The following is an 11,737-nucleotide window of genomic DNA, read 5'->3' on the forward strand; positions in this document are numbered from 1 at the left end:
ACAACCCGGTCGGACGTTTTCCGTCAACGCCGATTGAAGCTCAAGACCAGGGAGTGACGAATGATTCCCCCAGCACTGTCCCGGATCGTCCGGGTGGCGGCGGTCGCCGCGCTCGTCGGTTCGGCGGCCATCGGCACCGGCGCCACCGCGTCGGCCGCCTCCTGGCCGAACCCGAGCACCAGCGTGCCGGTGGGCGCGACGATCAAGGTCACCAGCGGCACCTACGACGGCGGGCTCAAGCGGTTCTACGGCACCGGCGACCTCGGCAGCGGCGGCCAGGACGAGGGCCAGAGCCCGCTCTTCCAGCTGGCCAACGGCACCACCCTGAAGAACGTCGTCCTGGGCAGCCCGGCCGCCGACGGCGTGCACTGCCTCGGCACCTGCACGCTGCTCAACGTCTGGTGGGAGGACGTCGGCGAGGACGCGGCGACCTTCAAGGGCACCTCCGCCTCCCAGACGATGACCATCGACGGCGGCGGTGCGCGCAAGGCCTCGGACAAGGTCTTCCAGCACAACGGCCCGGGCACGATGTACATCCGCAACTTCCAGGTCAACGACTTCGGCAAGCTGTACCGCTCCTGCGGCAACTGCAAGACGCAGTACAAGCGCAACGTCGTCGTGGACAACGTCACCGCCACCGTGCCCGGCAAGGCGCTGGTCGGCATCAACACCAACTACGGCGACACCGCGAAGCTGACCCGGATCACCATCGTCGGCGATTCGAGCCGCAAGCTCGAGCCCTGCACGAAGTACAAGGGCGTCACCAGCGGCGAGCCGACGAAGATCGGCAGCGGCCCCGACTCGACGAACTGCCTCTACACCTCGGCCAACATCACCTACCAGTAACCGACCCGCGCCGGGGGTACCGGCCGCCGTCCGGTGCCCCCGGCGCGTTCCACCCGTGGAGGCGTCATGCTGAAGACCCTGCTCGTCGCGTCGGTGCTCGCCGGGGCGGCGCTGGCCGCCCCGCCGGCCGGCGCGGCGGCGGCGAACGTCGTCGTGGCCAAGGACGGATCCGGCAACTACACGAGCGTGCAAGCCGGGATCAACGCGGTCTCGGCGGGCGGCACGATCTCGGTCAAACCCGGGACCTACCGCGAGGTGATCTCCGTGCCGTCGGGCAAGACCGGGATCACCCTGCGCGGCACCACCGGGAAGGCCGCCGACGTCGTCGTCGACTACGACAACGCCAGCGGGACCAAGAAGCCCGACGGCTCCACGTACGGCACGTCCGGCAGCGCGACGGCGACGATCGCCGCGAACGGCTTCACCGCCACCGCGCTGACCTTCCGCAACTCCTTCGACCGCAACGCCCACCCGGAGATCAAGGACACCCAGGCCGTCGCGGTCAAGACCAGCGGCGACAAGATGGTCTTTGACAACGTCACCTTCCTCGGCCACCAGGACACCCTGTACGCCGACACCGCGGCCGTCGGCACGGTCGGGCGCCAGTACTACCGCAACTGCGCCATCAGCGGCGACGTCGACTTCATCTTCGGCCGCGCCACGGCGGTGTTCGACCGGGCGGCGATCACCCTGCTCGACCGCGGCTCGAGCAGCAACAACGGCTACCTGACCGCGGCCAGCACCCGGCGGTCGAACCCGTACGGCTTCCTGATCACCGGCAGCAAGGTGCTCAGCTCGGCCGCCACCGCGAGCTTCCACCTGGGCCGTCCGTGGCACCCGAGCGGGGACGTGGACGCCATCGCCCAGGTCCTGATCCGCGAGACGTCCCTGCCCGCGGCGATCAAGCCGGCGCCGTGGACCGACATGTCGGGCTTCTCGTGGAAGGACGCGCGGTTCTCCGAGTACCGCAACACCGGCCCGGGCGCGGGAACCGGGACCGACCGGCCGCAGCTGCCCGCCGCGCAGGCCGGGAACTACACCGCGCAGAAGTACCTCGCGGGCGGCGACGGGTGGAACCCCGTGCACTGACCGGCGCCGGGCCGGGCGGGGGAACCCTCCGTCCGGCCCTTGACGCACCGGCCCGTGACCGCCGACCATTCTCACCGTCAGACGTTGTTAGCGTTAACAGCGTCGAGGATCAGCGCCGAACCGAGGACACCCCATGAGCCTGCGCCGTCTCCCGGCCCTCATCGCCGTCGCCGCCGCGCTGCTGAGCGCGCCCGCCGCGCAAGCCGCGACCTACCCCGACCCCGGCTACGTGACCGGGGACATCGAGGCGGTGCACGACCCGGCGATGATCCGCGCGGCCGACGGCAGCTACCTGCTCTACTCCACCGACCAGTACCTGCAGATCCGCCGCTCGACCGACCGGATCCACTTCACGAAGATCGGCTCGGTCTGGCCGAACGGCGCCCCGTGGACCGCACCCTTCACCGACCCGGCCAAGCCGGAGTACCTGTGGGCGCCGGACATCTCGTTCCACAACGGCAAGTACTACCTGTACTACGCCGCTTCGTCGCTCGGCTCCCGCAACTCGGCGATCTTCCTCGCCACCAGCACGACCGGCCTGCCGGGCAGCTGGACCAACCAGGGCATCGTCATCCAGACCAGCACGAGCAACGACTACAACGCGATCGACCCGAACCTGTTCGTCGACTCGTCGGGCCGCTGGTGGCTGAGCTTCGGCTCGTGGTGGACCGGGATCAAGATGATCCGGCTCGACCCCGCGACCGGCAAGCGCAGCACCTCCGACACGGCCCTGCGCGGCATCGCCCAGCGCACGGGCAGCACCTCGGCCGAGGAAGCGCCCTTCATCGTCCAGCACGGCGGCTACTACTACCTCTTCGTCTCCTGGGACCTGTGCTGCCAGGGCACGAAGAGCACCTACCGGGTGATGGTCGGGCGTTCGACGTCGATCACCGGCCCCTACACCGATTCGGGCGGCGTCCGGATGACCGCAGGCGGCGGCACCCAGATCCTGGCGAGCCACGGCGCGGTCCACGGCCCCGGCCACGTCGCCGTCGTCCACGACTCCGACGCCGACGTGCTCGTCTACCACTACTACTACTCGGACGCGACGCCGCTGACGGGCAAGCTCGGCATCAACCTCATCGGCTACGACAGCGCCGGCTGGCCCTACGTGTACTGATCCCCCGCCGGAACGGAGTTCTCGCCATGCCCCGCTTACGTGCGCTCTTCGCGACGATCGGTGCCGCGCTCGCGGTGTCCGTCACCGCGCCGGCCACCGCCGCCGCGGCCACGGACGTGCCGGTCACCGACCCCGGCCTCGGCTACGTCGGCCGGTGGACCACCGAATCCGCCGGTGCCGTGCCGCACTGGGCCGGCGCCTACGTGAGCACCGGCTTCACCGGCACCACGGTGAAGGTCAAAGCCCGTAATGCGGTGAACTTCTACGCGAGCATCGACAACGGCCCGGACGTCTTCTACGCGGCGGTGAAAGGCGTCGTCTCGCTGACGCCGACGGCGTTGCCCGCCGGGACGCATTCGCTGCGGTTGTCCTACCGCTCGGGCGACACCATCTTCCAGGGGCTCGTCCTGGACTCCGGGGCGAAGACGGTCACGACGGCGCTCCCGTCGAAACTCGTCGAATTCGTCGGCGATTCCATCACCTACGGCGCGCTGACGAACAAGCTCGCGCTGTCGGCGTACGGCTGGCAGGTGGGGGAGAAGCTCGGCGTCCGGCACACGCAGATCGCCCGCTCGGGATACTGCCTGGTCGCCGCGTCCGGGTGCGTCGGACAGGCCACGCAGTTCTTCAGGACCGACAGCACCGGCGACGCGGCCTGGGACTTCGCGCGCTACCAGGCCAGTGCCGTCGTGATCAACCTCGGCACGAACGACGCGGGCCACGGCGTGAGCGGGCCCGCCTTCCAAGCGGCGTACACGAAACTGCTGCGCGATGTCCGGGCCAAGTACCCGAACGCGACGCTGTTCGCGTTCGAGACGCTGAAGAAGCGCTACGTCACCGAGACGAAGAACGCGGTCGCCGCGCTGGGCGACGCGAAAGTCCGGTTCATCACCACCGAGGGGTGGCTGACGACCGGCGCCGACTACGCGGACGGGGACGGCCACCCCAACGACGCCGGGCACGCCAAGATCGCGGCCCGGCTGGCCCCGATCCTCGCCCCCACCCTGGGCGCGGCGACCCTGGGCGCCGCCGCGGGCACCGGCCTGCCGACCGACACCAACATCAAGTACTTCGGGCGCTGGGACACCGGCTCGCCGAGCGCGTACGTCTCCGAATGGGCCGGCGCGTACGTGGTCACCGGCTTCACCGGCACCACGGTGAAGCTCAAGCAGCGCGGCACCGTGGACCTGTTCGCGAGCATCGACGGCGGCGCGTTCACGGCGTACAAGAACGTGAGCGGCACGGTGAACCTGACTCCCCGGCCCCTCAGTCCCGGCAATCACGTGCTGCGCGTGTCCTATCGCCCGGTCGCGGGTTCCTACCACGGTGACGCGGTCTTCGGCGGCGTCACCCTGGACGCCGGCGCGACGACGTTCGCAGCGGCGGTCCCGGCCAAGCTCATCGAGTTCGTCGGGGACTCGATCACGGTCGGCCAGCTGTCGTCGGCCCAGGCGCTGACCGCCTACGGCTGGCTCGTCGGCGAGCGGCTCGGCCAGGCGCACACGCAGATCGCGGTCGGCGGCGCCTGCCTGTACCCCTCGGCCGACGGCTGCCTCGGCATGCGGGACCGGTTCCTCAAGACCGGTCTCGACGCGGCCACCCCGGACTGGGACTTCGCCCGCTACCAGGCGAGCACCGTCGTCGTGAACCTTGGGACCAACGACGTCGGGCACCACGTCACGGGCGCCCAGTTCCAAGCCGCGTACGTGACGCTGCTGCAGCGCATCCGGGCCAAGTACCCGAACGCCACGATCCTCGCCATGGAAACCTTCCGGAAGCGCTTCGTCACCGAGACGCAGAACGCGGTCGCGGCGCTGGGCGACGCCCGGATCCGGTTCGTGAACACCGAAGGGTGGATCACCGAGGCGACCGACACCGTGGACAACGTGCACCCCAACGACGCCGGGCACCGCAAGATCGCCGACCGGCTCGCCCCGCTCATCGGCTGACCCGGGAGGTCGCGCCATGCTCCACACCGGCAGGATCCGGCGCCGGCTGCCGGCCTTGGCCTTGGCCTTGGCCGTCGCGACCGGGCTGTGCGCGGCACCGGCGTCGGCCGCACCGGCGGCGCCCGAGCACCAGGTCACGTTCGACAAGTACTCGCTCATGCTGGACGGCCGCCGCCAGGTCGTCTGGTCGGGGGAGTTCCACCCGTTCCGGCTGCCGAGCCCGGACCTGTGGCGGGACGTGCTGCAGAAGATGAAGGCCACCGGCTACACGGCGGTCTCGATCTACTTCGACTGGAACTACCACTCGCCCGCGCCCGGGGTGTACGACTTCACCGGCGTCCGGGACATGGACCGCGTCCTCGACCTCGCCGCCGAAGCGGGGCTGTACGTCATCGCGCGGCCCGGTCCGTACATCAACGCCGAGGTCACCGGCGGCGGCTTCCCGGCGTGGCTGAGCACCCAGGCCGGCCGGGCCCGCAGCGACGCGCCGGACTACCTCGCCGCGGCCGACGAGTGGCTGACCGCCATCGACGCGATCATCGCCCGCCACCAATACACCGACGGCCGCGGCCCGGTGATCCTCTACCAGATCGAGAACGAGCTCGCCGCCACCGGAACCGCCCAGCGCAACTACGTCGCGCACCTCTACGACAAGGCCCGGGCCGACGGGATCACCGTCCCGGTCTTCCACAACGACAAGGGCCGCAACGGGATCTGGGTGCCGCCGGGCTCCGGCGTGCCCGGCACCGTCGAAGGCAAGGTGGACCTCTACGCCTTCGACGGCTACCCCGGCGGCACCTGCCGGACCGACGCGACGCCGGGCAACCCGAACGTCGCGCCGGACTGGGGGACCTACGGGCCGGGCGGGGCGAAGGGCGGTGCGAGCGCGTCGCCGGACACGCCCGGGTTCGTCGCCGAGTTCGGCGGCGGCTGGTTCGACTACTGGGGCAGCAACGGCACCTACCCGTGTACCGCGGTGCGCCAGGGTCCGGGCTACGAACGCGTCTTTTACGGCACCAACCTGGCGAACGGCCTGACCATCCAGAACTTCTACATGACCTTCGGCGGCACGTCGTGGGGCGGGCTCCCGGCGCCGGTGGTCTACAGCTCCTACGACTACGGCGCGGCCATCGACGAAGGACGTCAGCTGCGGCCGAAGGCGTTGACGATGAAGGAGATCGGGTCGTTCCTGGCCACCGTCCCGGACCTGGCCAAAATGGACCGCGGGACGCCGGTGACGCCGTCTTCGGCCGCGGTGAAGGTCTACCACAACGTCAACCCGGACACCGGCGTGCACTTCTACCTGCCGGTGCACTCGCCGTCGAACGCCACGACGGACGACTCCTTCACCTTCCCGCTGTCCACAGCGGACGGTGACTACACCGTGCCGCTGCGGCTGACCGGGCAGGACGCCAAGTACCTGGTGGCGAACTTCGACGTCGCGGGCCAGCACCTGGTGTACTCGACGTCGGAGCTGATGGCCCAGGCCGCCGGCACCGTGCTGCTGCACGGCAGGCCGGGGGAGGACGGCGAGACGGTGCTGCGGTACGCGACGCGGCCGCGCGTGGACGTGCTCGCCGGGGACGTCACGACGACCTGGTCCGGCGACGACCTGCGCCTGAACTACGGCCACGACGGCCTCGCGCGGGTCCGGATCAGCGGCGGCGGCCGCCCGCCGGTCACGCTGCTGCTCGCCGACGACGCCACCGCGGACACGTTCTGGCCGGTCGGCGGCCTGCTCGTCCGCGGGCCGGACCTGGTGCGGACCGCACAGGCCGGGCTGGTGCTGACCGGTGACACGAAGGCGCCGAGGGACCTCGAGGTGTGGGGTGCCCGCGGTCCGCTGCTGTGGTGGAACGGGACACCGGTGCCGGTGCGGCCCACCGCCTCCGGCAGCCTGCTCGCCCTCCGGCCGCTGCCCGGTCCCGCCGACCCGCGGCTGCCCGAGCTCACCGGCTGGCGCTCGGCGCCCGGCTCCCCGGAAGCCGAACCGGGCTACGACGATTCGGCGTGGCGACCGGCCGACCGGACCACGACGAACAGCACCACCCCGCCCCCGGCCGGGCAGCCGGTGCTGACCGCGGACGACTACGGCTTCGGCGTCGGCGACGTCTGGTACCGCGGGCGGTTCACCGGGACGCCGGGGGAGCAGATCAGCCTCCGCTACGGCGGCGGGGGCGCCGGGCTGCTGCAGGCGTGGCTGGACGGGCAGTACCTCGGCCAGCACGTCGTGCCGTCCGCGCTGCCCGCGCCGCCGACGACCGGCACCGCGACGTTCCCCGTGCCCGAAGGGCTGCGCGGCGACGGCCCGCACGTGCTCTCGGTGATGGTCCGCAACAACGGCCACAACGAGGACGGCGGCGTCAACGACGCCCACAAGGAAGGCCGGGGGCTCATCTCCGCGTCCCTGACCGGCGTGGCGTGGAAGCTCCAGGGCGGCGCGGCGGACCCGGTGCGCGGCCCGCTCAACAGCGGCGGCCTCGCCGGCGAACGCGCGGGCCGGCACCTGCCCGGCTTCCCGGACCGCGCGTGGGCCCCGGCGGCGGTACCCGCGCCCACGGCCGATCCGGGGACCACGTGGTACCGCACGACGTTCTCGCTGCGCGTCCCGCGGGGGCAGGACACCTCGGTGGGCCTGACGATCGGCGACCCGGCGAAGCCGCGGTCGGGTGGCCGTTACCGGGTACTGGTGTTCCTCAACGGCTGGAACCTCGGCCAGTACATCGGGGACGTCGGGCCGCAGCACACGTTCGTGCTGCCGGCCGGGATCCTCGACCCGCACGGCCGCAACACCCTGGCCCTGGCGGTCACCAGCGACGGCGGCCCGGGCAACGGCCTGGAGCAGGTGGCGCTCACCGACCTGGGCACGGCCCGCGGCGGCGTCCCGGTCCGGCCGGTGTTCTCACCGGCCTGGCGGCCGTGAGAGGGCTGTCGTCCGGTGGACGATGTGGCCCGCCTTGACGACCAGGTCGCGCGGAGGCCGCGTCACCACGGCGTGGGCCGGGGTCTCCGCGCCGACCACGACGAGGTCCGCGGACGCGCACTCGGCGAGGCCGTAGCCGGCCAGGCCGAGCGCGCGGGCCCCGCCGTGGGTGACCGCTTCCAGGGCCGGCTCGATGTCCTCGTCGCGGCGGAAGGTGCTGCGGTAGGCCAGGTGCATCGCCCGGTCGAGGAGGTCGCCGCTGCCGTACGGGCCGTCGCGGACCAGGAGGTCGCCGGGCCGCCGGCGCCCCAGGGACGGCCGTCGCGCAGCAGGAGTCCGGGCATCATCGCTCCTCACGGTCGATTCCGAGCCGGGCAGCCGCGGGCGGCGGACGACAGGGGCGTTTGGCCCCGCCGGTGGCGGGGTAGGAGGTGATCGACTGTTGTTGATCCGTGGAAGGAGCACCTCGATGAGCGCCCTCGACCTGTCCGCGCTGCTGCTGACCGCGACGACCGCGGAGCCCCGCCCGGGAACGCTGCGCGTGACGGTCACGGGCGAAATCGACATGGCGACCCGCCCCCGGCTCGACGAGGAACTGGACCGCGCGGTCGCGGCACAGCCGCAGCGGCTGGTGGTCGACCTGCTGGGCGTGGGCTTCTGCGGCGTGACGGGCGTGGCGTCGCTGGGCCGCCTGCGGGCCCGCTGCGCGGACGCCGGGATCGACCTGGCGCTGAAGCCCTCCCCGGTCGTGCGCCGGGCGCTGGACCTCGCCGCGGTCGGCCCGCTGTTCCGGATGGAAGGCCGCCCGGAGCGGCTCGTCGCCCAGTGACGGGCGGCGCTCGCCGGTCGCCGCGCGGGTAAGACGCTGCCTGGGGTGTGGGTCATCGGCCGGTGACCGGCGGCCCGTCGCCTACTGACGGGCGCGCTCGCCGGTCGCTACTCGGTAGGACGCTGCCCGCGGTTTGAGCCATCGGCCGGTGATTGGCGGCTCGTCGCCCAGTGACGGGCGGCGCCCGCCGGTCGGTAGGACACGGCCCGGGATGTGGGTCATCGGCCGGTGACCGGCGGTCCGGCGAACGTCCGGGCCTCCTCGTCGGCCGCCGCCAGCTCGCGATCCGCGGCTGCGGCGTCTCCCGGCCCGCCGCGGCGGAGCAGGGCCTCGGCATGCCGGCGGCGCGAAAACACCACCGCGGGCCAGTGCGCCAAGGCCAGGTTGTGCCGCACCGCGGCCCGCAGGTGCGTCACCGCCCGGTCCGGGTCGCCGGCGGTGAGGGCCGTCGTCCCGAGCGGGTGGTGGACCGACCCGAAGCACGCGATGCCCAGGCTCGCCATCGCGGGCAGGTGGCCGAACGGCGCCAGCAGCTCGTGGATCCGCACCGCCGTCGCGCCGTCGTCCAGCAGGTAGGCCGTTTCCGCGGCGCCGCACAGGGAAGTCAGCCAGGTGCTCGACCGCGGGAGCGCCCCCAGATCTTGGCCGCACAGCCGGGCCAGCGCGCCCGCGGCCGTGCGGCGGTCGCCGGCCGAAGCCGCCGCCACCGCGAGCGCCGCGTAGTAGGAGTTGTCGATCGGGCTGAGCGTCGGTGAGTGCATCAGCCCGTCCAGCACCGGCACGAGCTCCCCGAGCCGGCCCTGGAACCACCGGATCGCCACCAGCTGCGCGCCGTACCAGCCGAGCGCGTCGAGGTCGCCCGCGGCCCGGCCGGCCTCGACGCAGGCCTGCGCCCCCGCTTCGGCCTTGCCGAACCGGCCGGCCCGGATGGCCAGCATGACCTTGAGCGCGTCGGCGACGAACCCCGCCGCCAGGTGCCTGCGCTCGGCCAGCAGGTCGTCGAGTTCGCCGAGCCGCCGCTCGGCGTGCGGATCGCCGGCCAGGAACCGGTCGACGGTGTCCCACAGCACGCCCATCACCAGGTCGGTGCGGCGTCCCGAGCGGCCGCTCACCCCGACGAGCTCGGTCGCGAGTGCCTGCCGCAGCCGGGCGTGGCCGGGGCCGAGCAGGCAGTGGTGGGCCAGGCTCAGCGCCTCGGCGTGCGCCACCGGGTCGCCCGCCGCCCGCGTCCGCTCGGCCGCCGCGAGCACCCGGTGGTGCGTGCCGGCCTCGTAGTCCAGCTCGGCCGCGAGCCGGGCCTGGAGCCGGTGGCCCAGCGTCGAGCCGGGATCGGCCCGCTCCAGCGCGTACCGCAGGCGGGTCAGCAGCGACGCCGCCGCGACGGCCGTCCGGTGCTCGTGCACCCACACCCCGCCGAGGCCGAGGGCCGCGCGGGCGAGCGCGGGGGCGTCCCCGGCCTGCTCGGCCCGGACGTAGGCGGTTTCGAAGTGCTCCCGGCCGGTCCGGAGATCGCCGTCCTCGAGCAGTGCGTGCTCGCCGGCGGTGAGGGCGTCGTCCGGGCCGGTCACCACGGCGGTGGCGCGGGCCGCCAGCAGCGCCGGGTCGTGCGCGAGCACCCGGCGGTGCACCCGCGCCAGCACCGGTGACGGCTCCACCCCGGCGGCGGTGATCAGCCCGTGCCGGGCCCGGCGGAACGCTTCCAGCGCGTCGCTCTGCCGCCCGGCCCGGTAAAGCGCCGTCATCAACTGCGCCCACAGCCGTTCGTGGCCGGGGAACGCGGCGGTCAGCGCCTCCAGCTCGGCGATCAGCCCGGCGTCCTCCCCGGTCGCGAGGTCGGCGTCGATCCGGTCCTGGACGGCGTCGTGGCGCAGCCGGTCGAGCCGCATGCCCTCCGCGGCCAGGGTTTCCACGCCGCCGAACTCCTCGTAGGCCGCGTGGCCCCGCCACAGCGTCAACGCGCAGGCCAGGCGCTCCCGGGCGGCGGCGGGCTCCCCGGCGGCCAGTACCCGGCGGCCCTCGGCGGCGAGCCGTTCGAACCGCGCGGCGTCGAGGGCCTGCGGCGCCAGGTGCAGCACGTACCCCGGCGGCCGGGTGCGGATCACCTCCGGGCCCACCGTGGCGCGCAGCCGCGAGAGGTAGGTCCGCACGGTGCGGCCGGCGTGCGCCGGTGCCTCCTCGCCCCACAACGCCCGGCCCAGCGCGGCCACGCTGACGACGCGGCCCGCCTCCGCGGCCAGCACCGCCAGCAGGGTCCGCAGGCGCGGCCCGCCGACGTCCCGCGGCTCGCCGTCCAGCCGCACTTCGAACGGTCCCAGCACCCCGAGGTCCACCCCGCCCATGCCCGCCCCTCCGCGACGCGGGTATCCCGCGCGCTCCGCGTACAGGAGCGGGCCGGACCGCTCCGGATACGTCCGACGTCCGGGTTGACGTCCGTCGACGAAGTGTCGACGGATTGTCGACGGGCGCTGCGAGGCTCGGCAGGCGCGGACCGGGAGGGTCCGCGGTCACCGGTTCTTCGGGAGGAAGTCCATGAAACGCATGATTCGGGGTCTCGCACCGGTTTTCGCCCTCGCGGCGACGGGTGCGGCGGTGCTGACGGGCGCACCGGCGGCGACCGCCGCGCCGGCGCACAGCGCGGCGGTCCTCGAGGTGAAAAGTGCGACGTGGGGCCAGCTGCACGTCGGAGATTGCCAGCAGGACAACGGCACCATCGTCATCCGGTCGGACGGCACGGGCGACTGGAGCGCGACCACGCTGACCTACCAGACGCACTCCGGCGACGTCTGGCACTCCAGCTTCGACTTCAAGACCACGGCCGGGACCAAGCTGTTCTCGGCGGGCACGTTCGACAGCCCGCGGATGGACGACGGCAACCCGCCGCCGCGCTACCCGTGGAGCAAGCACTTCACCTACGACGCGTCGCTCTTCGGCGCGGTCAACATCTTCAAGACCATCCAGCACTCGAGCTGCTGAACCGGGGT

Annotated in this window: 9 protein-coding genes; 7 read left to right on the forward strand and 2 right to left on the reverse strand. The window is 72.9% G+C overall.

What is annotated here, in order from left to right:
- Positions 1–75: 75 nt before the first annotated feature.
- The 5 genes from DV20_RS10585 to DV20_RS10605 all read left to right on the forward strand — a co-directional run bounded on the left by DV20_RS10585 (position 76) and on the right by DV20_RS10605 (position 7,927).
- The gene (locus tag DV20_RS10585) at positions 76–846 is read left to right on the forward strand and encodes a pectate lyase (RefSeq protein ID WP_043778948.1); all 771 of its coding nucleotides are present in this window, start codon (positions 76–78) and stop codon (positions 844–846) included.
- A 66-nt stretch (positions 847–912) separates the two neighbouring features.
- On the forward strand, positions 913–1,935 hold the full coding sequence (locus tag DV20_RS10590; RefSeq protein WP_043778881.1) for a pectinesterase family protein: 1,023 nt from the start codon (positions 913–915) through the stop codon (positions 1,933–1,935).
- A gap of 133 nt (positions 1,936–2,068) precedes the next feature.
- Positions 2,069–3,055 carry an arabinan endo-1,5-alpha-L-arabinosidase gene (locus DV20_RS10595; RefSeq protein WP_043778882.1) on the forward strand — a complete coding sequence of 329 codons (987 nt, stop codon included), beginning with the start codon at positions 2,069–2,071 and terminating at the stop codon, positions 3,053–3,055.
- A gap of 26 nt (positions 3,056–3,081) precedes the next feature.
- Positions 3,082–5,004: a GDSL-type esterase/lipase family protein gene (locus DV20_RS46460; protein ID WP_043778884.1), complete on the forward strand. Its 1,923-nt coding sequence runs from the start codon at positions 3,082–3,084 to the stop codon at positions 5,002–5,004.
- A gap of 16 nt (positions 5,005–5,020) precedes the next feature.
- Complete coding sequence (locus tag DV20_RS10605) at positions 5,021–7,927, forward strand: beta-galactosidase (protein WP_235190771.1); 2,907 nt, start codon at positions 5,021–5,023, stop codon at positions 7,925–7,927.
- Here the strand turns inward: DV20_RS10605 and DV20_RS10610 are convergent.
- Complete coding sequence (locus tag DV20_RS10610) at positions 7,907–8,284, reverse strand: amidohydrolase family protein (protein ID WP_200876388.1); 378 nt, start codon at positions 8,282–8,284, stop codon at positions 7,907–7,909. The genes DV20_RS10605 and DV20_RS10610 overlap by 21 nt on opposite strands.
- Before the next feature lie 112 nt (positions 8,285–8,396).
- On the opposite strand from DV20_RS10610, the gene DV20_RS10615 reads away from it, so the two are divergent.
- Positions 8,397–8,756 (forward strand): STAS domain-containing protein, encoded by a 360-nt coding sequence (locus DV20_RS10615; protein WP_043778886.1) that lies wholly within the window; start codon positions 8,397–8,399, stop codon positions 8,754–8,756.
- 218 nt (positions 8,757–8,974) lie between these two features.
- On the opposite strand, the gene DV20_RS10620 is transcribed toward DV20_RS10615, so the two are convergent.
- On the reverse strand, positions 8,975–11,095 hold the full coding sequence (locus tag DV20_RS10620; protein WP_043778888.1) for an AfsR/SARP family transcriptional regulator: 2,121 nt from the start codon (positions 11,093–11,095) through the stop codon (positions 8,975–8,977).
- A 190-nt stretch (positions 11,096–11,285) separates the two neighbouring features.
- Here DV20_RS10620 and DV20_RS10625 point away from each other — a divergent pair, with 190 nt between their 5' ends.
- Positions 11,286–11,729, forward strand: a complete 444-nt coding sequence (locus tag DV20_RS10625) for a DUF6294 family protein (protein ID WP_043778889.1) — start codon at positions 11,286–11,288, stop codon at positions 11,727–11,729.
- Positions 11,730–11,737: the final 8 nt, after the last annotated feature.

Origin of the sequence: Amycolatopsis rifamycinica (assembly GCF_000695625.1) — a bacterium.
Classification (GTDB): Bacteria; Actinomycetota; Actinomycetes; order Mycobacteriales; family Pseudonocardiaceae; genus Amycolatopsis; species Amycolatopsis rifamycinica.

Excerpts from the sequence above, each read along its gene's own strand:
- DV20_RS46460 (WP_043778884.1), top strand. The coding sequence starts at position 3,082 with ATGCCCCGCTTACGTGCGCTCTTCGCGACGATCGGTGCCGCGCTCGCG.
- DV20_RS10595 (WP_043778882.1), top strand. The coding sequence starts at position 2,069 with ATGAGCCTGCGCCGTCTCCCGGCCCTCATCGCCGTCGCCGCCGCGCTG.
- DV20_RS10615 (WP_043778886.1), top strand. The coding sequence starts at position 8,397 with ATGAGCGCCCTCGACCTGTCCGCGCTGCTGCTGACCGCGACGACCGCG.
- DV20_RS10590 (WP_043778881.1), top strand. The coding sequence starts at position 913 with ATGCTGAAGACCCTGCTCGTCGCGTCGGTGCTCGCCGGGGCGGCGCTG.
- DV20_RS10620 (WP_043778888.1), bottom strand. The coding sequence starts at position 11,095 with ATGGGCGGGGTGGACCTCGGGGTGCTGGGACCGTTCGAAGTGCGGCTG.
- DV20_RS10605 (WP_235190771.1), top strand. The coding sequence starts at position 5,021 with ATGCTCCACACCGGCAGGATCCGGCGCCGGCTGCCGGCCTTGGCCTTG.
- DV20_RS10625 (WP_043778889.1), top strand. The coding sequence starts at position 11,286 with ATGAAACGCATGATTCGGGGTCTCGCACCGGTTTTCGCCCTCGCGGCG.